17 protein-coding genes and 2 pseudogenes are annotated in these 24,686 nt (G+C 40.8%); 10 read left to right on the top strand and 9 right to left on the bottom strand.

Going from position 1 to position 24,686, the window contains the following annotated elements:
* Positions 1-31: 31 nt before the first annotated feature.
* Positions 32-883, bottom strand: coding sequence for a metallophosphoesterase family protein (locus AB2B49_RS02215; RefSeq protein ID WP_049505259.1), 852 nt, complete (start codon positions 881-883; stop codon positions 32-34).
* 206 nt (positions 884-1,089) lie between these two features.
* On the opposite strand from AB2B49_RS02215, the gene AB2B49_RS02210 reads away from it, so the two are divergent.
* The 3 genes from AB2B49_RS02210 (at position 1,090) to thrS (ending at position 4,302) form a co-directional block, all read left to right on the top strand.
* Positions 1,090-1,464 carry a hypothetical protein gene (locus tag AB2B49_RS02210; protein ID WP_049505260.1) on the top strand — a complete coding sequence of 125 codons (375 nt, stop codon included), beginning with the start codon at positions 1,090-1,092 and terminating at the stop codon, positions 1,462-1,464.
* A gap of 257 nt (positions 1,465-1,721) precedes the next feature.
* Positions 1,722-2,348: an adenylate kinase family protein gene (locus AB2B49_RS02200; RefSeq protein WP_049505261.1), complete on the top strand. Its 627-nt coding sequence runs from the start codon at positions 1,722-1,724 to the stop codon at positions 2,346-2,348.
* A gap of 10 nt (positions 2,349-2,358) precedes the next feature.
* Positions 2,359-4,302 carry a threonine--tRNA ligase gene (gene thrS, locus AB2B49_RS02195; protein WP_049505262.1) on the top strand — a complete coding sequence of 648 codons (1,944 nt, stop codon included), beginning with the start codon at positions 2,359-2,361 and terminating at the stop codon, positions 4,300-4,302.
* A 211-nt stretch (positions 4,303-4,513) separates the two neighbouring features.
* Here thrS and AB2B49_RS02190 read toward each other — a convergent pair whose 3' ends face one another.
* From AB2B49_RS02190 to AB2B49_RS02175, 5 genes and pseudogenes are all read right to left on the bottom strand, one after another.
* Positions 4,514-5,563 carry a DUF389 domain-containing protein gene (locus AB2B49_RS02190; protein WP_049505263.1) on the bottom strand — a complete coding sequence of 350 codons (1,050 nt, stop codon included), beginning with the start codon at positions 5,561-5,563 and terminating at the stop codon, positions 4,514-4,516.
* A 278-nt stretch (positions 5,564-5,841) separates the two neighbouring features.
* A pseudogene (locus AB2B49_RS02185) lies at positions 5,842-6,143 on the bottom strand (hypothetical protein).
* A 55-nt stretch (positions 6,144-6,198) separates the two neighbouring features.
* Positions 6,199-6,297 (bottom strand): annotated as a pseudogene (locus AB2B49_RS09220) (peptide ABC transporter); the annotation flags it as partial.
* 6 nt (positions 6,298-6,303) lie between these two features.
* Positions 6,304-7,278 (bottom strand): sensor histidine kinase, encoded by a 975-nt coding sequence (locus AB2B49_RS02180; RefSeq protein WP_049505264.1) that lies wholly within the window; start codon positions 7,276-7,278, stop codon positions 6,304-6,306.
* Positions 7,271-7,948 carry a response regulator transcription factor gene (locus AB2B49_RS02175; protein ID WP_000548981.1) on the bottom strand — a complete coding sequence of 226 codons (678 nt, stop codon included), beginning with the start codon at positions 7,946-7,948 and terminating at the stop codon, positions 7,271-7,273. The genes AB2B49_RS02180 and AB2B49_RS02175 overlap by 8 nt, the downstream gene beginning before the upstream one ends.
* A gap of 321 nt (positions 7,949-8,269) precedes the next feature.
* Between AB2B49_RS02175 and AB2B49_RS02170 the strand changes: the two genes are divergently transcribed.
* The 3 genes from AB2B49_RS02170 to AB2B49_RS02160 all read left to right on the top strand — a co-directional run bounded on the left by AB2B49_RS02170 (position 8,270) and on the right by AB2B49_RS02160 (position 10,890).
* Entirely contained in the window at positions 8,270-8,839 is a 570-nt protein-coding gene (locus tag AB2B49_RS02170) for a TetR/AcrR family transcriptional regulator (RefSeq protein ID WP_049505265.1), read from the top strand.
* A gap of 86 nt (positions 8,840-8,925) precedes the next feature.
* Complete coding sequence (locus AB2B49_RS02165) at positions 8,926-9,702, top strand: ferredoxin reductase domain-containing protein (protein ID WP_049505266.1); 777 nt, start codon at positions 8,926-8,928, stop codon at positions 9,700-9,702.
* 111 nt (positions 9,703-9,813) lie between these two features.
* Positions 9,814-10,890: a DUF2974 domain-containing protein gene (locus AB2B49_RS02160; RefSeq protein ID WP_049505267.1), complete on the top strand. Its 1,077-nt coding sequence runs from the start codon at positions 9,814-9,816 to the stop codon at positions 10,888-10,890.
* 81 nt (positions 10,891-10,971) lie between these two features.
* Here AB2B49_RS02160 and AB2B49_RS02155 read toward each other — a convergent pair whose 3' ends face one another.
* Positions 10,972-11,958 (bottom strand): MucBP domain-containing protein, encoded by a 987-nt coding sequence (locus AB2B49_RS02155; protein ID WP_320691895.1) that lies wholly within the window; start codon positions 11,956-11,958, stop codon positions 10,972-10,974.
* A 57-nt stretch (positions 11,959-12,015) separates the two neighbouring features.
* Positions 12,016-18,729 carry a YSIRK-type signal peptide-containing protein gene (locus tag AB2B49_RS02150; RefSeq protein ID WP_320691882.1) on the bottom strand — a complete coding sequence of 2,238 codons (6,714 nt, stop codon included), beginning with the start codon at positions 18,727-18,729 and terminating at the stop codon, positions 12,016-12,018.
* A gap of 618 nt (positions 18,730-19,347) precedes the next feature.
* Between AB2B49_RS02150 and AB2B49_RS02145 the strand changes: the two genes are divergently transcribed.
* Positions 19,348-19,977, top strand: a complete 630-nt coding sequence (locus AB2B49_RS02145) for an MBL fold metallo-hydrolase (protein ID WP_049504714.1) — start codon at positions 19,348-19,350, stop codon at positions 19,975-19,977.
* 39 nt (positions 19,978-20,016) lie between these two features.
* Here AB2B49_RS02145 and AB2B49_RS02140 read toward each other — a convergent pair whose 3' ends face one another.
* The gene (locus AB2B49_RS02140) at positions 20,017-21,909 is read right to left on the bottom strand and encodes a M13 family metallopeptidase (RefSeq protein ID WP_049504716.1); all 1,893 of its coding nucleotides are present in this window, start codon (positions 21,907-21,909) and stop codon (positions 20,017-20,019) included.
* A 179-nt stretch (positions 21,910-22,088) separates the two neighbouring features.
* Here AB2B49_RS02140 and AB2B49_RS02135 point away from each other — a divergent pair, with 179 nt between their 5' ends.
* From AB2B49_RS02135 to AB2B49_RS02125, 3 genes are read left to right on the top strand one after another with little or no spacing between them, the layout of a single operon-like run.
* Positions 22,089-22,811 (top strand): metal ABC transporter ATP-binding protein, encoded by a 723-nt coding sequence (locus AB2B49_RS02135; RefSeq protein WP_049504719.1) that lies wholly within the window; start codon positions 22,089-22,091, stop codon positions 22,809-22,811.
* On the top strand, positions 22,808-23,656 hold the full coding sequence (locus tag AB2B49_RS02130) for a metal ABC transporter permease (RefSeq protein ID WP_000634601.1): 849 nt from the start codon (positions 22,808-22,810) through the stop codon (positions 23,654-23,656). Before AB2B49_RS02135 ends, AB2B49_RS02130 begins: the two co-directional genes overlap by 4 nt.
* A gap of 25 nt (positions 23,657-23,681) precedes the next feature.
* Positions 23,682-24,611, top strand: coding sequence for a metal ABC transporter substrate-binding protein (locus AB2B49_RS02125; protein ID WP_000733079.1), 930 nt, complete (start codon positions 23,682-23,684; stop codon positions 24,609-24,611).
* Positions 24,612-24,686 lie beyond the last annotated feature (75 nt).

The raw sequence follows: 24,686 nt of genomic DNA, 5'->3' as shown, positions 1-24,686 counted from the left end.
TAGACTATCTGTTTTCTAGCTAGAAATCCTCTTAAAACCAATCTTTTTTGTCTCTTTCCATCCAGAGTTCAACATCCTGATCATAACCTTCTTGTTCACTAATCTGACCCAACAATTCATGGTTATGAGTATGGTGAATCCCATTTACCAAACTTTCATAGTAGACCTGAAAATAGGGGAGCTTCAAATCCTTAGCCAACTGCAATTCAGCTTCTACATCATAATCCACACGACGAAAATCAATATCAGACAAACCTGCTTCATCAAACTCTATAATCATATACTGGGCCCGCAGGTCCTTACGCAACTTCGCATCTAGAAAGAAGGGTTGTCCAATGGAACCTGGATTAAGAATCAACTGTCCATCACTTCCGTAACGAAGCAACTGTTGATGAATATGGCCATATACTGCGATAGAGGCGTGTGGATTCGTCACCAATCTATCAAAATCTTCTTGCTTTCCCGTATGGATCAACTCTCTTCCCCAGTTTTTATCAGGGAGATGGTGAGTGATTCCTACCATCAAATCACCAAACTGACGATGAACTTGCATGGGTTGATTATTGAGGTTTTCGATTTCTTCAGGGCTGACATCCTCTAAGATGTACTGACTTTGACGCAGGAGATAACGATGGCTCGCTTTTGTAGGATCTAACTTGCGATGCAGGCCTCTCCAGAGACTGTTTTCCCAATTTCCCAGCACTCTTACTGTAATAGGCAAGCTAGCTAATAGGTCCAAGATCCTTCTACGCCCTGTTCCTGGCATCAGAATATCTCCTAAAAGCCAGTACTCATCTACCTCTGCCGCTCTTGCATCAGCCAGAACAGCTTCCAAAGCTGTCGTATTTCCATGTATGTCTGAAAGAACTGCTATTTTGGTCATTCTTTCTCCTTACCCTTTTACTTCTTTTGTTAGTATTATAACAGAAAACACTCGAAAAGATCACTATCATTGATCACTGGATTAAATTGTAAGAGCTTCTAAATCGTGCTATAATATAAGTAGAGATTTCCCCTTCATTTAGGATTATGTGGTCTACAATATCTCTCAAATATCTCTCAATTTTTGCAGATTGGAGGACTATTGCCATGCGGAATTATCTTAAGTATATCCCATACTACCTTGTAATTTTCTTCTTTTACTGGCCACTCTATGAACTCCTCTCTCTACTCATCTCTGACCCATATACACTGAAGGGACTGTACATTTACAACATCGTCCTCTTTTCACCTCTAGTAACCTTTATCGTATCGCTACTTTATAGCTATCGATTTCATTTCTCACTTTGGTGGCTACTCAGCATTGGTCTGCTCTATTGCTTTACTATCATCACCTTTGGTGAGTTCATCCTGCTTTACTTCCTAGCCTATGAACTCTTTGCCCTACTTGGGTTGGCTGCTGGTGTGGGGATCAAGCATGTCTTCCAGCGAGAGAAAAATAAAAAAATTATACAAAAACCTTGAAAATTCTCGCAATCATGCTATAATAATGCATAGAGACAAGTCACTTAGTCCCTTTCTACTAGAGAGTGCGTGGTTGCTGGAAACGCATAGAAAGCCTAAACTGATACTACTCTACTGACTTTTATGCAAACATAAAACGGTGGCTACGTTAAAGCCAATCAGAGGTGTCCCTCTTTTTTGAGGAACATGAATGAAGGTGGAACCACGTTGCGACGTCCTTTTAGGATGTCGTTTTTGTTTTGTCAGAAGGAGGAAGAATGATGCTTTATATGATTGGCGGATCGCCTTGCAGTGGAAAGTCAACAATTGCCTCACTTCTTGCTAGACAGTATCAACTACTTCATATCAAACTGGATGATTTGGTAGAAAAGATGATGAGTCAAGCAAGTGAAGACTCACAGCCAATTTGCCTTCTTAGGCAGGATAGAAATCCAGAACAAATCTGGATGAGAAATCCAGAAGAGATGGCAGATGAAGAATGGCGCTTTTATGAAGAGATTTTTCCTTATGTAAAATCTTACTTGATAAAGAATCAAAACAGACCTCTCTTGGTGGAGGGAGCAGGACTTTTGCCTCACTTAGTAAAGGAGCTTGAATGTCAAGCATCCTCCTATCTATGCTTGACTCCGACAGCTGATTTTCAAAAAAAGCATTATATACAGAGAGAATGGGTTCCTTATGTCTTAGAGGGTACAACCAACCCCGATCAAGCTTTTGAAAACTGGATGCAACGAGACATTCTTTTTGCTCAAATGGTTCGTAAGGAAGCGGTGAGATTAGGCTATACTAGCCTCGTAACAGATGGTAGTCAATCAGAGAATCAGACTGCGGAAGAATTTGCTAGGCTCTTAAAATTGTCCAACAAAAATAGAATAAATATTTAAGGAGAAAACCATGATTAAGATTACTTTCCCAGATGGCGCTGTTCGTGAATTCGAATCTGGCGTTACTACTTTTGAAATTGCCCAATCTATCAGCAATTCCCTCGCTAAAAAAGCCTTGGCTGGTAAATTCAACGGCAAACTCATCGACACGACTCGTGCTATCACTGAAGATGGAAGCATCGAAATCGTGACACCTGATCACGAAGATGCCCTTCCGATCTTGCGTCACTCAGCTGCCCACTTGTTTGCCCAAGCAGCTCGTCGCCTCTTCCCAGACATTCACTTGGGAGTTGGTCCAGCTATCGAAGATGGTTTCTACTATGATACGGACAATCAGGCTGGTCAAATCTCCAACGAAGACCTTCCTCGTATCGAAGAAGAAATGCAAAAAATCGTCAAAGAAAACTTCCCATCAATCCGTGAAGAAGTGACGAAAGACGAGGCACGTGAAATCTTCAAAAACGACCCTTACAAGTTGGAATTGATTGAAGAACACTCTGAGGACGAAGGCGGTTTGACTATCTACCGTCAGGGTGAATATGTAGACCTTTGCCGTGGCCCTCACGTTCCATCAACAGGCCGTATCCAAATCTTCCACCTTCTCCATGTAGCTGGTGCTTACTGGCGTGGAAATAGCGACAACGCGATGATGCAACGGATCTACGGGACAGCTTGGTTTGATAAGAAAGACTTGAAGAACTATCTTCAAATGCGTGAAGAAGCTAAAGAACGTGACCACCGTAAACTTGGTAAAGAGCTTGACCTCTTCATGATTTCTCAAGAAGTTGGTCAAGGACTTCCATTCTGGTTGCCAAACGGTGCGACGATCCGTCGTGAATTGGAACGCTACATCGTCGACAAAGAGTTGGCTTCTGGCTACCAACACGTTTACACTCCACCACTTGCTTCTGTGGAGCTTTACAAGACTTCTGGTCACTGGGATCATTACCAAGAAGACATGTTCCCAACCATGGACATGGGTGACGGGGAAGAATTTGTCCTTCGTCCAATGAACTGCCCACACCACATCCAAGTCTTCAAACACCATGTTCACTCTTACCGCGAATTGCCAATCCGTATCGCTGAAATTGGTATGATGCACCGTTATGAAAAATCTGGTGCCCTCACTGGTCTTCAACGTGTGCGTGAAATGTCTCTCAACGACGGTCACCTCTTTGTTACTCCAGAACAAATCCAAGAAGAATTCCAACGTGCCCTTCAGTTGATTATCGATGTTTATGAAGACTTCAACTTGACTGAATACCGCTTCCGTCTCTCTCTTCGTGACCCTCAAGATACTCACAAGTACTTTGACAACGATGAGATGTGGGAAAATGCCCAAACCATGCTTCGTGCAGCACTTGATGAAATGGGTGTTGACTACTTTGAAGCTGAAGGTGAAGCAGCCTTCTATGGACCAAAATTGGATATCCAAGTTAAGACAGCTCTCGGAAAAGAAGAAACCCTTTCGACTATCCAGCTTGACTTCTTGCTTCCAGAACGCTTCGACCTCAAATACATTGGAGCTGATGGTGAAGAACACCGTCCAGTTATGATTCACCGTGGGGTTATCTCAACTATGGAACGCTTCACAGCTATCTTGATTGAGAACTACAAGGGGGCCTTCCCAACATGGCTTGCCCCACACCAAGTAACTCTCATCCCAGTATCTAACGAAAAACACGTGGACTACGCATGGGAAGTAGCTAAAAAACTCCGTGACCGTGGTGTCCGTGCAGATGTAGATGAGCGCAATGAAAAAATGCAGTTCAAGATTCGTGCTTCACAAACAAGCAAAATTCCTTACCAATTGATCGTTGGGGACAAGGAAATGGAAGACAAAACAGTCAACGTTCGCCGCTACGGCCAAAAAGAAACACACACTGTCTCAGTTGATGACTTTGTCCAAGCTATCCTTGCTGATATCGCCAACAAATCACGCGTTGAGAAATAAACCATTTAACCTGGAACAAAATCTCAGCCACCAAAAAAGCAACAACTATTTCAGTTGTTGCTTTTTTATATTTTGATTAAGCTGAGCTAGTAGTGATTGGTCAAACCACCACAAATGGCAGCCTCGTCAACAATTCTTTCTATCCACTAATTTTTGGGTGTAGGATATCCTCCCAAGATTTGCTTCCTCGAGTTAGAAAAGTTCAATATCCTCAATCCTTGTCTGCTTCTTTTTCTTTTACGAGATCTTTTTGTGAATCCTTTTCAGAGAGTTTTTGATCGATATACTTGTTAATAGTTTCATAAAATTCCTTGGTCGTATCACTGTCTAATTTTGTCGAATTATGGACTTGATTGACTTTCAATTCAACAGATTGAATACCGTAAGAGGCTTGTTTTTGGTGGAGCGTTTCTAATTCTTCGTCTGAAATCGGATCTCCAACAACCGTCAAGACCAATTCATTATTCCTTGACTTGTAGACTTGATTAATGACCGTGTGATTGGCGAACTCTTTTGCTATAAACTGTTTGATTCCTTCTTTTCGCGCTTGTTCTATCGACAGAGTGACTGCTGAATAACTGGCTGGAAGAACCAATAATACAATCAAGGATGTCAAGCCAATTTTCATTTTAATGTTTAGCTCTTTAAATGAACTTAAGGGAGATTTTCTCATCAAAATTCTTGTTCCAACAATGTTGGCTAGCATGATAAAGACACAGTTGATCAAAAAAAGATAGAGAGCCCCAAATAAAAATCGTACATTTCCATTAGCTAAACCATATCCTGCAGTACAGATAGGTGGCATCAGAGCTGTTGCAATGGCTACTCCTGGCACGATATTGTTTGCTTCTTTTTTCCTTGATCCAATTACACCTGCTATCCCACCAGCAATAGCAATGAGAACATCCCAAATGGTTGGAGAGGTTCGTGCAATCAGTTCGCTACTTGCATAAGATAAGGGAGAAATCCAGAAATACAGAGTCGAGACAAGCAAACTGACCAATACTTGAGTAAATAAAACCTCTAGAGATTGTTTGATTAAACGGGTATCAAAAATAGCTAAACCAAAACCCAGTCCAACAATCGGTGTCATAAGAGGGGAAATCAGCATGGCTCCAATAATGACAGCTGTTGAATTCATATTTAAACCTATAGAGGCAATAAAAATCGCACACATCAAAATCACTATATCTCTTAATCGAACATGAAGATCATCATATAATTTCTCACGGTATTCACGTGTTGAATAATTTCCGGTCATTGGTTACTCCTTTTATTTCATATACTCTTGTTTCTGCTTGGATGATAGCAGAGAGACTTCTTTTCAATCTTACATATTTTTAATTCTCACCTGTTATGTTTTTGAAAATTATCCTTTAAGCATCCATCAGTCTATCCTTAACATTATATCAAAAATTTTACAGTCTTTCTCCAAAGAAATCTATCAATTGAACAGATAGAAAAAGGAAGAAATTTTTGTTTCCTTATACGAAAAAGAAAAAACGGTATCTCCTCTGAAAGAAGATGCCGTTTTAATCTTTAAACATGATTGGTGTGTCCGACAATCCATTGCTTCATTTTGATTTGCAACCAGAAGCCATAGATTACAAACGTGATGATGGTTAGAAGAAACCACTTGATCCAGTTGCCGAATAGTTGTGCTCCAGTCCTGTCAAAGTATAGACGTTGACTATCTACTACCGTGTGTTTGGTTTGCAATTTTGCATCATGCAAACCGCCTAAGATGTTGCGATCCCCAAGGTAAGCCCGAAAACTATGGCTACTAAGATAGAGTATCCAATATAATCTAGGATTCCTCCGTCAAAATAACTTTCTTTCATTTTTACCTCTTTTATTTTTTGACTATATTCTAGTCGTTTCCTAGTGTAACATTTTTTACATCTGGACAATCTTACGGTAACTTCTAGACGTTATCATAAAAATAGAGATATCGACTAAAACAAAAGTTCCACAGATGGATAAGGTTATCATCAACTATGCTCACTCAATTATCAGATTCCTATTGGAAAACTTGATGCGAACGGTTGTTCCTATCCCAACCTCAGACTCGATACGAATCTGGTGGCCCAGCTCTTCAGAAATTTTCCTGGATAGGTAGAGGCCAAGTCCAGATGACTGCTGGGTCAAACGCCCATTGTAGCCTGAAAAACCACGTTCAAAGACTCGGAGTACATCGCTGTTTTTAATCCCGATTCCCGTATCCTTGATACAGAGCTCCTGGCCTTCCATATAAATCTCTAGCCCACCTTCCTGGGTGTACTTGAGGCTGTTTGAAAGGATTTGTTCAATGACGACCAACAACCACTTCTTATCGGTCACGATAATTTTGTCAAGGTCATGGAGGTTGACCGTCAGTCCCTTTTGGATAAAGAAAAGTGCGTACTTACGAACCATCTCCTTGACCAAGTCCTCCACTTGAACCTGTTCAAAGACCAAATCATCGTGAAAACTCTCTAAACGCAGGTACTGCAAAACCAGGTTGGTATAGGAGTCAATCTTGAAAATTTCCTGTTCCAGCTGCTGCTTTACCTCCCGATCAGAGACTTCTGCTACTAAAAGGCGACTCGCTGCAATGGGCGTCTTGATCTGGTGAACCCATAAGGTGTAGTAATCAAGCAAATCCGTCAGCTTGCTCTGCGCTTCAGACTTCTTTTGATACAATTCAGACTCACGCCCTTCGAGCTTTTCTGCTAGCGCACATTCCAGAGGAGACTTGGGATTTCTCTCAGCATAGAGTACTTCCTGCCGGTAAACCTGAGCTTCTGCAAATATATCCCAAGCCAAAAATAAGAAGGTCAAAAAACTACTGAGCAGAAAGAAATAAAGAAAATAAGTTCCTAGACTAGCAAATAAAAACTGAAAGAGAAGGACGAGAAAGCCTAATGAAAAAATATAGACAAAGATGCGACTGCGAGAACGCAGATAGGCTAGAAAAAATGATTTCCAATCAAGCATGTTTCAGTCCGTATCCTATCCCTTTCTTGGTTTCGATAAACCCTGCTAAACCTTGCTCCTCCAACTTTTTGCGCAAGCGAGCAACGTTTACAGACAAGGTGTTATCATCGATGAAAAAGTCGCTATTCCAGAGTTCCCGCATCAGGTCATCACGCGCCACGATATTGCCAGCATGTTCAAACAGCACTCGCAAAATTTGAAATTCATTCTTGGTCAAACTCAGAACTTCCCCCTGATAGTGCAGGTCCATAGACTTGGTATTGAGGATCACACCCGCATACTCTAGCAGACTTTCATCACGGCCAAACTCATAGGAACGGCGCAACAGACCCTGAACCTTGGCAAGGAGGACCTGCTGGTCAAAAGGCTTAGTTACAAAGTCATCTGCCCCCATATTGATCGCCATGACAATATCCATCGCCTGGTCTCTCGAAGACAGAAACATGATGGGCACCTTAGAGATCTTACGAATCTCCTGACACCAGTGGTAACCATTAAAAAGAGGCAGACCAATATCCATGAGGACCAAATGAGGTTCTGACTGAACAAAAAGGCTCAATACTTCCATAAAATCTTCTACCAAAACGACCTCAAAGCCCCACTCAGAGAGCAGTTTCCCCACTTGTTGCCGAATAACTTGGTCATCTTCTACTAGTAAAATCTTGTGCATGCGCTCCTCCTTTGCTATTTCTCAAAGTATCAAAACTCTTCATATCAGATTTACGGATCAGTATCTCATACTGTTTAGAAGCCTATTTCCCAAATCCAGATAAGAAAACAGATGCTAAATAGAGAACATTCCCACTGATATCATACCTTATTTTTAATTATAGTTCCAGCCTTATCCTATATTTTCCTTTTTGTGCTCATTTAGTTAGCGTTTCTTTCACTTATTTAATAGATCTAGCCTTCTTATTGACAAGCTATCCATGATTTGTTAGAATATGAATGAACGAATAGATTTATTCATTCATGAAGCAAAGGAGGTTAAATCCTATTGGACAAAAAAAAATCTTTAAAGACTGCAGCCTATGAAGTTTTTTCGAAAAAAGGTTACAAGGCAACAGGTATTTCAGAAATTGCTAGGCAAGCTGGTGTTGCAGTTGGTTCTTTTTATAACTATTACGAGAGTAAAGAAGCCATTTTTCTAGACATCTATATAGATGAAAACAACCGTGTTCGCCAAGCTATGATCGAAGAACTGGATTGGGAAATTGACATGATCGACCTCATTGGTCAACTATTTGCTCAGTCCAGAACTCTCGTTTCTTCCAATAAAATCCTTGCAGAATGGTACAATCCTGCCATCGCAGATGAGTTGCACAGCTACTATTCCTCGGAAGAAGGCAAAGTCGCAAATCCTTTTCATCAGTTTCTAGTTAAAACTTTTACAAATCGTATGCAGGCTGAAGGGTACTCGCCAGAAAAGATTCAAGATATTTTACAGGTTTATAATCTGTTTTACTATATGGATATGCATATCACGGAAAAAGATTTTCCAGATATTGGCAAAACTGTTGAAATACTTGCGACCAACTTCATTAAAGGAGTTCTAAAATAAAGAATGGATTTCTTTATTTTTTTGAAAAGATATGAATGAATATTTTTATAGTTCATTCATAAAATTAAGAACAGGAGTTATAAAAAATGAAAAGAGGTAAAAAAATGTTTATTATCATTCTATCAACACTTGGAGCGCTATGTATTATAACTTGGGGTGCCATCGCTTATCTTGGACGAAGCCAGACATTATCGATAAAATCCATCGAAAACCCCAGCGGAGATCTATATTTAATTCATATCACAAAACCGAGTCATCAAATCTGGAAAGTTGGGGCTTATGCTAAGTTTGCACTCCCTGATACCTCGTCTACTGCTAGTAAATATGAAGCTAAGGGAGAGCAAACCAGTCGATGGCTAACCATTGCCTCCACACCTGATGAAGATGAAATTCTCATTTTGACTCATAATAGTGGTAGCAACTTTAAGAACACCTTGACACATTTACCATCTGGCAGTGAGATTGAGATGAGTTGGCTGGATTCCTCTTTGACTGTTAAAGATACGAATCAGCCACTAGTTTGCTTTGCATCTGATGTTGGTATTTCTGCTCTACGCCCCCTTATCAAAGAATGGTCTGGTAAAGCTCCAATTATTCTCAACCATTTTGACAAAGGAGTTACTATTTTCGATAATGAGATGAAAGAACTGGCTCAAAAAACATCGAATTTTACTTATAAAACTAGCGAGGAACTTTCTCAAAGTCAAGAATTTGTAAAACGTGCTATTGATGAATACGGCAATCAAGCCAGCTATCTCATCACAGGTCAGCCTGATGATGTAAATGAGATGAAGAATTTTTTAAAGGAAAATGGGATTGATAGCAAAAACATACAAGTAAGCTCGTTTAGAGGTTTGAAATAGGAGCAATCTATTTTCTATGTATTTCAATCCAACCCTACTAGGTCATTCGAACAAGCCCACTAGCTAATTCTAGGTAAATGTGATAGGATAAACATAGAGAAAGGAGATTTTATGGCCAATATTTTTGACTACTTAAATGATGTAGCATACGATTCCTTTTATGATCACCCCGTGAATGAGTTAGACGTTCTTGCCTTGACCGAATTAACCTATCTTCCTTTTGATGATGTAGTTACCCAAGAACCAAAGCGCCTCATAGATCTTGCACCTCAAATCCCTAGAGACACGACGATGTTGACCAATAAAAATCGTCTCCAGTTATTGAATCAGCTCGCTCAACACAAACGCTTTAAAAATTGCAAGCTCTCAGATTTTATCAACGATATCGATCCTGAATTGCAAAAACAGTTTGCAGCCATGACTTATCGTATCAGTCTCGATACCTATTTGCTTGTTTTTCGTGGGACGGATGATAGTATCATCGGTTGGAAAGAAGATTTCCATATGACCTATATGAAGGAAATCCCTGCTCAAAAACATGCCCTCCAATATTTGGAGAACTTTTTTGCTCAACATCCTAAGCAAAAGGTTATCCTAGCAGGGCACTCAAAAGGGGGCAATTTAGCTGTCTATGCTGCCAGTCAACTTGATCCAAACTTGCAGAAAAACATTATCTCTGTCTATACTTTTGATGCCCCTGGGCTTCACAAGGAACTAACCGAAACACCAGGCTATCAAAACATGATGGAAAGAACGAAAGTGTTTATCCCGCAAGGGTCTATCATCGGAATGATGTTGGAAATTCCGGACAAAAAAATCGTCGTTCGAAGCACCGCCTTAGGTGGCCTTGCTCAGCACGACACCTTTAGTTGGCAGGTTGAAGACAAACACTTTGTCCAACTAGACGAGACCAATAGTGACAGCCAACAAGTCGACACTACTTTCAAGGAATGGGTTGAAACGGTCCCTGATACGGAACTGCAGCTCTACTTTGACCTCTTTTTTGGAATCATTCTTGATGCAGGCATCTCCTCTATCAACGACCTCTCTTCCTTCAAGGTCATTGAACACGTTCACCATCTCTTTGTCCAAGCCCAATCCCTCACTCCCGAAGAAAGAGAAACCATGGGACGCTTAACCCAACTCTTGATTGACACTCGCTACCAAGCTTGGAAAAATCGAGAATAGACAAAAACCAACTAATCTAACGATTAGTTGGTTTTTTGTTTCAGAAACTAATGGATACTACTTAGAATCTCGAGTATAGAATTAGTCTTCTTTTTTCTTGCGAGACACAAGTCCAAATCCGCTCATCAAACCAAGTACTCCTAGAGCTGCCAAAGCTGCATGATCTTCCGTACCAGTATTAGGTAATTCTTTGGTTGCTTTAGTAGTTGGAGATTGCTCAGTCGGCTTTTGTTGAGGGGCAGTAACAACTTTTTCGTAGACATGTTCTGTGTCGCCGTTTGGAAGTTTCTTAGTCTCTACGAAGCGGTAACCTGGAATATCTTTCTTAGGTTGTTGGCCGTCTTCGGTTGGATGTCCTGGAATTTCATTGCCTTCCTTATCCTGATGACTAGTCTTAACCTTCTCATAAACGTGTTCTGTGTCGCCGTTTGGAAGTTTCTGAGTCTCTACGAAGCGGTAACCTGGAATTTCCTTCTTAGGTTGTTCACCGTTGTCGGTTGGATGGCCTGGAATGTCATTGCCTTCCTTATCCTTATGACTAGTCTTAACCGTCTCATAAACGTGTTCTGTGTCACCGTTTGGAAGTTTCTTAGTCTCTACGAAGCGGTAACCTGGAATTTCCTTCTTAGGTTGTTCACCGTTTTCGGTTGGATGGCCTGGAATGTCATTGCCTTCCTTATCCTTATGACTAGTCTTAACCGTCTCATAAACGTGTTCTGTGTCACCGTTTGGAAGTTTATTAGTCTCGACGAAGCGGTAACCTGGAATATCTTTCTTAGGTTGTTCACCGCCTTCGCTTGGATAACCAGGAATGTCATTGCCTTCCTTATCCTTATGACTAGTCTTAACCGTCTCATAAACGTGTTCTGTGTCACCGTTTGGAAGTTTATTAGTCTCGACGAAGCGGTAACCTGGAATATCTTTCTTAGGTTGTTCACCGCCTTCGCTTGGATAACCTGGAATGTCATTGCCTTCCTTATCCTTATGCCTAGTCTTAACCTTCTCATAAACGTGGTCTGTGTCACCGTTTGGAAGTTTCTTACTCTCTACGAAGCGGTAACCTGGAATATCTGTCTTAGGTTGTTCACCATCTTCGGTTGGATAACCTGGAATTTCATTCCCTTCCTAATCCTTATGACTCGTCTTAACCTTCTCATAAACGTGTTCTCTGTCACCGTTTGGAAGTTTCTTAGTCTCTCCGAAGCGGTAACCAGGAATATCTTTCTTAGGTTGTTCACCGTCTTCGGTTGGATAACCTGGAATTTCATTGCCTTCCTTATCCTTATGACTAGTCTTAACCTTCTCATAAACGTGTTCTGTGTCGCCGTTTGGAAGTTTCTTAGTCTCTACGAAGCGGTAGCCTGGAATATCTTTCTTAGATTGTTCACCGTCTTCGGTTGGGTGGCCTGGAATTTCATTGCCTTCCTTATCCTTATGACTAGTCTTAACCTTCTCATAAACGTGTTCTGTGTCTCCGTTTGGAAGCTTCTTAGTCTCTACGAAGCGGTAACCTGGAATATCTTTCTTAGGTTGTTCACCGTCTTCGGTTGGGTGGCCTGGAATTTCATTGCGTTCCTTATCCTTATGACTAGTCTTAACCGTCTCATAAACGTGTTCTGTGTCGCCGTTTGGAAGTTTCTTGGTCTCTACGAAGCGGTAGCCTGGAATATCCTTCTTAGGTTGTTCGCCGTCTTCGGTTGGATAACCTGGAATGTCATTGCCTTCCTTATCCTTATGACTAGTCTTAACCTTCTCATAAACGTGGACCACATTGCCTTTTTCATCAACCTTAGTTTCAACAATTTTATATCCTGGAATATCTTTCTTAGGTTGCGAACCATCTTCACTTGGTGCTAGGATATTTCCTTTAGTATCAACAAATGAAGTATTCGGACGTACAGTAGGGATGTATTTAGCTGTAATTGGGGTTCCATTCTTATCAACACGTTTAACTGTTACTCCAGTTGCTCGACCTACAAATTCTGGCTCTGGTGTGAAAGTAACTTTTCCAGCTTCATCAATAGTATATGTACCCTCACCTGGTACCTTCTTCTCTGTTGTACCATCGTCAAAGGTCGGCTTAACTGTTTCATCAATTTCTACCGGAATTTCTTTACCATTGATTGTTACTTTTCCGCCTTCAAATGTTGGTGTTCCTGATTGAGGTTGTCCTTTCGGACCTTCTGATTCAGAATCTTTTGAAGTAGGTGTAACCGGGATAACAACTGGGGTATACTTAGCTGTAATTGGGGTTCCGTTCTTATCAACACGCTTAACAGTCACACCTGTTGCTTGACCTGTAAATGTCTTCTCGGGAGTAAAGGTTACTTTTCCAGTTTCATCAATAGTATATGTACCTTCACCTGGAATTGTCTTCTCTTTTGTACCATCATCAAACGTTGGTTTGACTGTTTCATCAATTTCAACAGTTTTCTCAATACCATTAACTTTGACTTTTCCACCTTCAAATGTTGGTGTTCCTGATTGAGTTGCACCCTGAACATCTGTTGTAATAACATCCGAACTTGTTGGAGTTGCTGGTTTAACAACTGGAGTGTATTTAGCTTTTACAGGAGTTCCATTCTCATCTACACGTTGTACTTCTACACCTGTTCCTTTTCCAGTAAATTGTGGTTCTGGCTTAAATTCTACCATACCATTATTTACAGTATAAGTTCCTTCGCCTGGAATGACAATTGGTTGATCTGTTGGTTTTCCTGTTTTTGGATCAATAAGTTCAAGACCCTTGGCTTCATCAATAGGAACAATTTTTTCCACTCCATTAACAGTAACCCTACCACCTAGGAATGTAGGCACTCCTTTTTGAGTTGCACCTTGAATGTCTTCTGTAACAGCATCAGTAGCTGTTGGAATTGCTGCCTTAACAACTGGAGTGTAGCTTGCTGTAACGGGGGTTCCATTCTTGTCTTCACGTAAAACTTCAACGCCTGATGCTTGACCTGTAAAGGTTTTTTCAGGAACAAAGGTTACTGTTCCGTCCGGTGCTACAGTATAAGTACCTTCACCCGGAATAGTGATAGAATCCACAACATTTCCAGTTTTAGAATCAATCAATTTAGCTGGAACAGTGTCATTCATCTCAACAGTAACTTCTTTTCCATTGACAACTGCAGTTCCACCTTGGAATTCTGGTTTTCCAGTTTGAGTTGCACCTTGAACATCTTCAGAAGTCGCAGGAACTCCAATAGGATTTACTGGGATAATTTGTGGCGTGTAAGTTGTCGTCACTTTAGTTCCATTTTCATCTTCTGCTTGCACAGTTGCTGGAGTAACCTTACCAGAATACAATTTATCCGTTGGACTAAAGGTTACCTTTCCAGTTGTTGGATCAATAGAGAATGTACCAATTTCAGTAGTCCCATCTTCAGCATAAGCTGGAGTTGTCTGACCTGCAGGAACTTCATTTCCTTCTTTATCAAGAAGTTTTACTGAACCTTGTTTAATTGGTGCAATTGCATCACCTTGAACAAATGTAGGAGTGCCTGTTTGTGTTGCTCCTTGAATATTTTCAGAAGTTGCTGGAGTTGCTGTTGGTGTAACTGGCGTAATCAATGGTGTGTAAGTTGTTTCAACCGAAATACCATTTTTATCTTTAGCCTGTACACGCACAGGTTGAACTTCACCACTATAAGTCTTATCAGTTGGGGTAAAGACTGCAACGGCTTGTTCACCAACTGTTTTCAGAGTATATGTACCAATAACATTTCCACTAGGGTCTTTAGCTGGAACAGATGTTGCTGGAGTTCCGGTTTCATCTAAAAGAGTGAAAGTAGCTGGGTCAATATCTACAGTCACCTGTTTACCATCCAGTGTAGTCGTACCACCATTGAATGTTACTGTACTTTCTTGAGTTGCTCCTTGGACATCAACTGACTTAGCAGGTTCTGCTGTTGGAGTAACACCTACAATATGTGGAGTATAAGTTGTCTTAACTTTTGTACCATTCTCATCTTCAGCCTGAACTGTTGCAGGTTGGACTTTACCTTTGTAAGTCTTATCGGTTGGACTGAATGTTACAGTATTTGAAGTTGGGTCAATTGTATATTCCCCTACTTTGTTACCATTCTCATCCAAAGCATCTACTGAAGCTCCAGGTGCTACCGGAGTACCATTCTTATCAAGAAGAACAGCTGAGTTCGGCTTGATTGGAGCAACAGAGTGTCCTTCTTTGAATGCTACCGTTCCTGTTTGAGTAGCGCCTTGGATACCAGTTGATTCTGCAGGAGTTGCTGTTGGAGTAACTGGTGTAACAGTTGGAGTATATGTTGCTGTCGCTGTAGTGGTAATAGGTTGTCCATCTTTATCTTGACCAAGAGTTGCTGTTAATGATACAGTCACTGGGGTTGCTGTACCTGTGAATGTTTTCAACGGAACAAATGTCACAACACCAGTTTCATTATTAATTGTGTATGTTCCTTGACCATCAATTGTTACTTGGTCAACTAACTTACCAGTGGTAGGATCTACCAACTTAGCAGGTGAAGTAGCACTTGGTGCCACAGGTGAGCCATCACCAACAGATGTAAAGGTTGGAGTACCTGTTTGAGTCGCTCCTTGAACATCTGTGGATGTTACATTATGACCTTCAATCGTGTCTGTTACTGTAATGTGGTAAGTTGTTGTAGCGGTTGATGAGCCAGCCCCATGATCCACACCAGATTCAGTTCCACCTATTGTAGCATCTGTTGTGTAATTGCCATTACTATCAATAACTTCAACTGTTACTGTATAGACTCCCACTTCACTCAGTGTATAACCACTAGCAAGATTATAGTTGTTTGCATCTTGTTTAGTGTCATAAACCTTCTGAACTCCTGAAGGAGATGTTACTGTAATACGAGTAATGTAAGTTGTTTTTCCGTACTTAGTATCTTCTGCATCAGAGATTGTCACTGCAGCTTTTGCTTCATTACGGAGATCTACCGCAGTTCCTTTAGTAGAAGTATAATCTTGTGAGCTTGCAGTTGGTTTCGTATTGACAACAGTCGCTACATCTGAGTTAGTTGCGATTGTTCCTCTAATGATTCCACCAAAACCTGATTTAGTATGAACTTCCCATGAATCATCACCCAACTTTTTAGCAGTAACTTCTGTTCCATCTGATGATGTCCATGTGTTTGAATGTTTGTCAAAAGTAATAGTTACTGACATACCATCGCCAGCTTGGTTAGTATTTTGAGAAACATATTCCGTCATTGGACGATCAGGAGTAGTTACACTGGTTACATTTCCATCTTTATCAAGTTGACGAGTATATTCGTAAATGAAGAATTTCATACCGCCATCTAGTTTCGCTTCAGTGTATACTTGGCGTTTCGTCCAAGTTGTAGTCCCATCTCCATTTGCTGTTTTCACTTCGGCATAGTCAGCAGGAAGCTCCCAGTGACCAGATGTACTATTTAAAACTGCAGTGTGTTTTTGCCCATCAGTTCCATTCAATTCAACTCGCTCACGTAAGAAAGTTCCCTTAACATTTTCAGCTGATGCTTCTACTTTGATATTATCAACACCAACTTTTGCAGTTGCTTCTGACGTGACTGGAATATTAAAGACGGTATTTGAATCTACAGCACCTAGTTCTTGATTTTCAGTAACCGCAGTATTGGTTGAACCACTATCTACAAGCCATTTACCATTAACGGCTTTCAAGTTTGTTACAGTTCCATCTGGCATTGTAACCTTAGCACTTGTAGCACCTTTCGAGATTTTAACAGGAACTGTTGTTGAATAGGTTTCAACGTTTTGAACTTCAACTTTAGGCTTAACAACTACAGTAATAGAACCGTGAGCCTCTTGACCTGACTGATTCCATGTCGTACTATTAGATAATTTATCATAATCTTTAGCAAATACTGAAACGGTATAGATACCTGCCTCTGTCACCTTACCTCCAATGACAGCATTACCCATGTTGGTTCCAGCAGCTTTTTGCTCTTCAGCAGTACTGTTTGTTACAGTATAGTTGGTACCAGGAATCAACACTTTAGAATCATCTAATTCTGCTCCTATAGTGTTGTAGCCTGAGACACCTGTGACTGCTTTAGAAGAATTTTGACGAACTTTAACTACTTTACCTTCAGCAGTTGTATAGTCATAGTTTCCTGCTGAATTGCCAGGTATCGCACTAGCTCCCGAAGAATCATGAAAACGAAGATTGATATTCGCATCATCACCAACAGTTCTATCATAACGAGCTGAATCTGACTGAATTGTAGGAGGTGTGCTATCTTGCCAACCTACCCAACCAGCACGTAGATTCTGAATTTGGAAGGTGACAGTCCGCCCATCTGTATTCGTTGCAGTAATATTGAATCGTAAGTCATACACTCCATTTTCAATACCAGCAATTACTTTACCTTGAATGGTATCTGTCGCCTCATCATAAGCAACACCTGGTACAAGGTTAGTTGGTGTTACAGAGGTAAGACTCCAACCAGCTTGCTTAGCTTTTTCTGTAACTGCAATACGATCTTTCAAACCTTTAATATAAACTCTGTCAACTCCTTGTTCATACCCATAGCCATAAATTTCTGTAGCTAGGTATTCATAACCACCGTTAGCAGAGTATATTGACGTCGCAGCGTTTGAAATTCTTGACCCATCGGCACGGAGTTTATTTCTCCAAAGTGGTGCTTCTTCAGCTAACTTTTTAGCAGCATCAGGGGTTAATGGATAGTCTACACGTCCTTTGTTGTTATGACCAGTTTTTCCACCTTGTTCTGTATGCATCCCATTTCCAGCATTGGTATCTTCACCAGTCCGTTGATTAGAATAGACTTCTATCTCTAACCCTGTAGCATCAGTACCCGTAATTAATTTAATTTCTTGTACCGGAATTGTATAGGTATCTTTACCAGTATGATTTGAAGCGTTTGTTTCTGATGCATGAGTTGTGTTAGAACCCTCTTCGGCATAGAAATCTTGAGCAGCCAAAGCGACTCCAAAGTTTCCATCTTTTCCGATTCCTGCTTTCTTTAAATCATTGTAGACAGCAATAATGGAATCATTTAAGCGTGACAATTGATCATTGATTTGTTTAGCTGTAAGGGTATCATTCGCTAGGACTTTTTTAGTTTCTGCAATAACTTCTTTATTATTAGCTATCGCCGCCTCAATTGCCGCTTTGTTTTCAGCCTCAAGCTTATTTCTACGGACTGCTTCAGTTGCTAAAACATTAGTTACCTCAGCTTCAGACGTAACTTGTTCTAAGACTTTTTTACCTTCTTGGACTGGTTCGACAGTTTCTTTTGTTTCTTCTACTTTTTCTGCTTTTTCTGTAGCAGTGGTCGCCACTGGTTTGACTGCTGTAGTTGCTGCTGTTTCCTCAACTTGTTTCCCAGCTTCATCTGACTCAACTACAACTGTAATCAAAGCTTCAACTTTAGCATGCTCTGCATCGATATCAGCCTGTTTTGCAGTTTCGTTTGCAAGAACTGCCTTTGCCGCAATCAATACTTCATTTGCAGTAGCTATCGCTGTTGCATCAGCTTTCTTTGCAGATGCAATCTTCGCTTCTAACTCAACTACTTTTTTAGTCAGAGCAGTCTTATCAACTTTTTTAGTCTCTACTACTTTTTCTGACGCCTTAGCTTCAGATTTCTCCGCCGTTATAGTTGACTCCGACTCCTTTGTTGCTACTGGTGTTGTCGTTGCCACTGTTGCATCTGCACCTTGTACTTCCGCTGCCGATACCGCACCATTACCTAGGAACATCATCAAACCGGCCGCAATTGCCACCGACGCTGCCCCAAAGCTGTACTTCCGAATGCCATAACGAATGTACTTCTCCGTTCTAAAATCCTGTTGCTTACTCTTCATAAGATACACAACCTCCCTATTTTTATTATGTCGATATTGAAATATAGAAAAACAAAATTTCTTTCTCTCCTTAAAAAGGCTTTTTAATTTTGATATTTCAAAAGGATTATATCCTCATATTCAATATGCATATTCATACTAACATTTTTCCCTATCTTTTTCAACAACTTTTATAATTTTATTTAAAATAAAATTATAATATTCAAATTATTTGATTCATAAAACTCTATTCAAACCCTTTATTTACAAACTGTAAACCTTATTTTTGTTATTATATAAAAATAAATAAAATACTATTTAATGTATCAAATCGTTACATTTATATTTGGATACACTTCGCAAATATTATTTTTTTAACATATTTTATTTATAATTATAACTATAAAATCCAAGTGCGTTCTCAATAAAAGAAACTGTATTTTTATCAGTTATTTCTTATTTGTTCTATGTTCTTATTACCATCCAACTAAAAATATAACAAGTCTTCTCACAGCAATTTCCTTCTTTTTTTAATATAAATCAACCAACCTTGAGTACAAAAGTGGGACTTTCTTTTCACTTTATTTCCCTCTTCTGTGCTATACTTAGTTTAGTACATTCTTTGAGATTGGAGCCAGTATGAAAATCCATAAAACCGTGAATCCCGTTGCCTATGAAAACACTTATTACCTGGAAGGAGATCAACACCTGATTGTGGTTGACCCAGGTAGCCATTGGGAAGCTATTCACAAGACTATTGAGAAAATCAACAAACCCGTCTGTGCGATTCTCCTGACCCACACCCACTACGACCATATTATGAGTCTGGACTTGGTTCGTGAAACTTTTGGAAATCCTCCAGTTTATGTAGCAGAGAGTGAAGCATCTTGGCTTTATACTCCAGTCGATAATCTATCTGGTCTCCCTCGTCACGATGATATGGCAGATGTGGTCGCAAAACCTGCAGAGAAAACCTTTGTCTTTCATGAAGAATACCAGCTTGAGGAATTTCGTTTTACAGTTCTACCAACCCCAGGGCACTCTATTGGCGGTGTTTCCCTGGTCTTTCCTGATGCTCATCTAGTCTTGACGGGAGATGCTCTATTCCGAGAAACCATCGGACGGACAGACCTTCCTACAGGTAGCACGGAACAACTCCTCCATAGCATTCAGACGCAACTTTTCACTCTTCCTAACTACGATGTCTATCCTGGACATGGTCCAGCTACGACCATCGCTCACGAAAAGACCTTCAATCCCTTTTTCTAGCAAACAAAAAACCAAGGAAATTTTCCTTGGTTTTTTGTCTTACCAAATAATCACACGGTCCTCTGGTGAACGCCACATGCCGTCGCCTTCTTTGACATCGTATGTTGTAAAGAAATCATCGAAGTTTGGTACTTGCACATTGACACGGAGTTTGGCAGGCGCGTGCACATCGACACTGGCCATAAGTTTCATCAACTCAGGACGGCCTTTCATGCGCCAGATACGAGCAAAGTTGTGGAAGAATTCTTCAGCAGAGAAGTCTGGTTCTCTCTTAGCAGCTTCAAGGGCTGCAGCAATTCCTCCCAAGTCAGCAACGTTTTCAGACACGGTTAGTTTCCCATTAATCGTTGCTCCGTAAGATTCTTGTCCATCAAACTGGTCGATAACTTTCTGCGTTTTTTCTTTAAAAGCAGCATAGTCACTCTCTGTCCACCAGTCTTTGAGACTACCATTTTCATCAAAAGACGCGCCATTTGTGTCAAAGGCATGAGAAATTTCGTGGGCAATAACAGCACCAATCCCACCGTAGTTGGCAGAAGACGACTGATGCAAGTCATAGAATGGAGCCTGTAAAATGGCCGCTGGGAAGACAATCAAGTTCTTCTGAGGATTGTAGTAGGCATTGACCATATGAGCTGGCATACCCCACTCCTTGTAGTCAACCGGTTGGTTCCACTTGCTCCAGCTGTGCTTGATTTCCACACGCGCAAAGGCTAGGGCATTCTCAAAGAGACTGGCAGTTTCGTCCACTACCTTGTCCTTGTAGCGTTCTGGCAATTCCTCTGGATAACCGATATAAGGCTTGATGACATTGAGTTTGACAATGGCCTTATCACGCGTTTCAGGAGTGAGCCAGTCGTTCTTAGCCAAACGTTCCTTATAAACGTCGATCATAGTCGCCACTTTTCTCTCTACGTCTGCCTTAGCTTCTGGGGAGAATTTTTCATGCGCATACCAGAGACCAAGGGCTTGCTTAAAGGGACCTTGGGCCAAGTGATAGGCTGCCTTGACCTTGTCCTGAGCTTCTGGAACACCTGAAAGGGCACGTCCATAGGCACCTGACAAGACACGAATCTCGTCTGTGAGATAGCTGGTTGAAAGATTCACCACAGCCAAAATCAAGGTTGCCTTAAGCAAAGGCCACGCTTCTTCACTATAAAATTGCTCTGCTACTTGCCAGAAACGTTCTTCATCTACGATAACCTTATCTGGAGTTTGTCCAATCACTGCTTGGAAGAAATCATCCAAAGGTAGGGCAGGGGCGAATTTCTTAAAATCTTCATAAACGTATGGATGGTAGAGTTTGGCATATTCTGAACTTTCTTCGTTAGAAAGCACCACAGCCGCAATGCGACGGTCCAATTCCAATCGTTTCTCTAGTAAGTCTGCGATTTCCTCATCTGAAAAATCATAGGCTTTGAGAAGATTCGTAGTACTTTCCTTCCAAAGAGCCAAGAGCTCCTCACGCTGAGGATGGTCTTCAGCGTAGTAAGTCGTATCTGGCAAGATAGTCCCTGGTGCACTGGCCCAGAGAACATTGGTTCTGGCATCCATAAAGTCTGGTGATACACCAAATGGAAGGAAGTTTGGTTTACCAGCTAGTTCAAACGCTGCTAGTTTGCTGGTGAAATCTGCAAAGTTCTCCAGATCTTGGTATTCCTTTAGTAGAGGAAGGACAGGCTTGATCCCATCTGCTTCTCGCTTGTCGAAATCTCTGACCATACGATGGTACTTAACAAAGTTTGCGAGGATAGCGTCCTCTGGAACATCTTCCCCTTCCAACCACTTGTCCGTAGTTGCCAGCATTAACTCTTCAATCTCCTCATCAAGGTCAATAAAGCCACCTGTTCGAGATTTATCAGCTGGAATGACAGCTGTCTTTTCCCATTCGCCATTGATTGCATCATAAAAATCGTCTTGATAACGTGTCATCTTGTTCTCGCTTTCATTTTCTCACTTATTCTTAGCTTAGCAAAAAACACTTGGGAATGCAATTAAAAATGGTCTCTCTTTTTTCTTCATTTTTCAGTTATTATTTTAAATTTTTTAAAAATTAACTTGACTTAATTTTTTTTTTAATGTATATTAAAAGACAGGAGGAAAACAACTGTATGATACGTATCGAAAACCTCGGTGTCTCCTACAAAGAAACGTTGGCACTAAAGGATATTTCACTAGTGCTCCAAGGACCAACTATTACCGGAATTATTGGTCCAAACGGTGCTGGAAAATCAACTTTATTAAAAAGTATGTTGGGAATTATCCCACACGAAGGCCAGGCCTTTCTCGATGACAAAGAAGTCAAGAAATCTTTACATCGAGTTGCCTATGTCGAGCAAAAAATCCATATCGACTACAATTTCCCTATCAAGGTCAAGGAATGTGTCTCACTGGGACTCTATCCATCTATCCCGCTCTTCCACACTTTAAAGGCCAGCCACTGGAAAAAAGTGGCGGATGCACTTGAAATCGTTGGACTCTCAGACTATGCTGATCGCCAAATCAGTCAGCTCTCTGGAGGACAATTCCAACGTGTTTTGATTGCCCGCTGCTTAGTGCAGGAAGCTGACTACATCTTTTTAGATGAGCCTTTTGTCGGGATTGACTCGATCAGTGAAGAGATTATCATGAATACACTGAGAGACCTTAAAAAAGCTGGTAAAACAGTTCTCATCGTCCATCATGACCTCAGCAAAGTCCCTCATTATTTCGACCAAGTTATGCTTCTCAATCGAGAATTGGTTGCTATTGGTTCAACTGAAGAAACCTTTACCGAAGTCAATCTCAAAAAAGCTTATGGTAGTAAGCTCTTCTTTAATGGAGGTGACCTATGATAGTAGAATTTATCGATGGATTGCAACATTTCCATTTCCTACAAAATGCCCTGATAACAGCTATAGTCATCGGGGTGGTTGCTGGAGCCGTGGGATGTTTTATCATCTTACGTGGAATGTCTCTCATGGGGGATGCCATCTCTCACGCAGTTTTGCCCGGCGTAGCCCTTTCCTTTATCCTGGGAATTGATTTCTTTATTGGAGCGATCATCTTTGGCTTGATGGCTTCCATCATCATTACCTACATCAAGGGGAACTCTATCATCAAGAGTGACACTGCCATTGGTATTACCTTTTCATCTTTCTTAGCCTTAGGTGTCATCTTGATTAGTGTTGCCAAGAGTTCGACAGACCTCTTCCATATCCTTTTTGGGAATATCCTCGCTGTCCAAGATACGGACATGTGGATCACCATAGGTGTGGGTGCATTGATTCTCTTGATTATCGGGATTTTCTTTAAACAACTATTGATTACATCCTTTGACGAACTCCTGGCTAAAGCCATGGGAATGCCCGTCAATTTCTACCACTATCTGCTCATGGTGCTCTTGACCCTTGTGTCAGTCACTGCCATGCAAAGTGTTGGAACGATTCTTATCGTGGCCATGTTGATCACCCCAGCTGCGACGGCTTACCTTTATGCGAATAGCCTAAAGAGCATGATTTTTCTTTCATCAACCCTAGGGGCAACCGCTTCTGTTTTGGGACTCTTTATCGGCTATAGCTTCAACCTCGCAGCAGGATCCAGCATCGTGCTCACATCCGCCAGCTTCTTCTTAATCAGTTTCTTTATCTCTCCAAAGCAACGATACTTGAAACTAAAAAATAAAAAAATCAATAAATAAGGGGAAACCCTTCTGGAGGAATCTAATGAAAAAATTAGGTACATTGCTTGTACTCTTTCTTTCCGTCATTGCACTTGTAGCATGTGCTAGCGGAAAAAAAGATGCTGCTTCTGGTCAAAAACTAAAAGTTGTTGCTACAAACTCAATCATCGCTGATATTACCAAAAATATCGCTGGTGACAAGATTGATCTTCACAGTATCGTTCCTGTTGGTCAAGACCCACACGAATACGAACCACTTCCTGAAGACGTTAAGAAAACTTCTCAAGCTGACTTGATTTTCTATAACGGTATCAACCTTGAAACAGGTGGCAATGCTTGGTTTACCAAATTGGTCGAAAATGCCAAGAAAACTGAAAACAAAGACTACTTTGCAGTCAGCGAAGGCGTTGATGTTATCTACCTTGAAGGCCAAAACGAGAAAGGCAAAGAAGACCCACACGCTTGGCTCAACCTTGAAAATGGGATGATTTATGCTAAAAATATCGCTAAACAGCTCATTGCCAAAGACCCAAGCAACAAGGAATTCTACGAAAAAAATCTCAAAGACTATACTGAAAAACTAGACAAACTGGACAAGGAAGCCAAAGAGAAATTTAACAATATCCCTGCTGAGAAAAAACTCATCGTAACCAGCGAAGGATGCTTCAAATACTTCTCTAAAGCCTACGGTGTCCCAAGTGCCTACATCTGGGAAATCAACACAGAAGAAGAAGGAACACCTGAACAAATCAAGACCTTGGTTGAAAAACTTCGCCAAACAAAAGTTCCATCACTCTTTGTTGAATCAAGTGTCGATGACCGTCCAATGAAGACTGTTTCACAAGACACAAATATCCCAATTTACGCACAAATCTTTACTGATTCAATCGCTGAAGAAGGTAAAGAAGGTGACAGCTACTACAACATGATGAAATACAACCTTGACAAGATTGCTGAAGGTTTGTCAAAATAATCCATTAAAAAACGTCATTCTCACCGAATTGGCGTTTTTTCAATTTCCGGTCAAATCATTGGAAAAATCTGACAA

The sequence above is a fragment of the Streptococcus jiangnanensis genome, assembly GCF_040888325.1.
Lineage (GTDB): Bacteria > Bacillota > Bacilli > Lactobacillales > Streptococcaceae > Streptococcus > Streptococcus jiangnanensis.
Note: the sequence above shows the minus strand (reverse complement) of the source record. Positions and strands in the feature narration are given on the sequence as shown.

Excerpts from the sequence above, each read along its gene's own strand:
- AB2B49_RS02215 (WP_049505259.1), bottom strand. The coding sequence starts at position 883 with ATGACCAAAATAGCAGTTCTTTCAGACATACATGGAAATACGACAGCT.
- AB2B49_RS02210 (WP_049505260.1), top strand. The coding sequence starts at position 1,090 with ATGCGGAATTATCTTAAGTATATCCCATACTACCTTGTAATTTTCTTC.
- AB2B49_RS02200 (WP_049505261.1), top strand. The coding sequence starts at position 1,722 with ATGATGCTTTATATGATTGGCGGATCGCCTTGCAGTGGAAAGTCAACA.
- thrS (WP_049505262.1), top strand. The coding sequence starts at position 2,359 with ATGATTAAGATTACTTTCCCAGATGGCGCTGTTCGTGAATTCGAATCT.
- AB2B49_RS02190 (WP_049505263.1), bottom strand. The coding sequence starts at position 5,563 with ATGACCGGAAATTATTCAACACGTGAATACCGTGAGAAATTATATGAT.
- AB2B49_RS02180 (WP_049505264.1), bottom strand. The coding sequence starts at position 7,278 with ATGCTTGATTGGAAATCATTTTTTCTAGCCTATCTGCGTTCTCGCAGT.
- AB2B49_RS02175 (WP_000548981.1), bottom strand. The coding sequence starts at position 7,948 with ATGCACAAGATTTTACTAGTAGAAGATGACCAAGTTATTCGGCAACAA.
- AB2B49_RS02165 (WP_049505266.1), top strand. The coding sequence starts at position 8,926 with ATGAAAAGAGGTAAAAAAATGTTTATTATCATTCTATCAACACTTGGA.
- AB2B49_RS02160 (WP_049505267.1), top strand. The coding sequence starts at position 9,814 with ATGGCCAATATTTTTGACTACTTAAATGATGTAGCATACGATTCCTTT.
- AB2B49_RS02150 (WP_320691882.1), bottom strand. The coding sequence starts at position 18,729 with ATGAAGAGTAAGCAACAGGATTTTAGAACGGAGAAGTACATTCGTTAT.
- AB2B49_RS02145 (WP_049504714.1), top strand. The coding sequence starts at position 19,348 with ATGAAAATCCATAAAACCGTGAATCCCGTTGCCTATGAAAACACTTAT.
- AB2B49_RS02140 (WP_049504716.1), bottom strand. The coding sequence starts at position 21,909 with ATGACACGTTATCAAGACGATTTTTATGATGCAATCAATGGCGAATGG.
- AB2B49_RS02135 (WP_049504719.1), top strand. The coding sequence starts at position 22,089 with ATGATACGTATCGAAAACCTCGGTGTCTCCTACAAAGAAACGTTGGCA.
- AB2B49_RS02130 (WP_000634601.1), top strand. The coding sequence starts at position 22,808 with ATGATAGTAGAATTTATCGATGGATTGCAACATTTCCATTTCCTACAA.
- AB2B49_RS02125 (WP_000733079.1), top strand. The coding sequence starts at position 23,682 with ATGAAAAAATTAGGTACATTGCTTGTACTCTTTCTTTCCGTCATTGCA.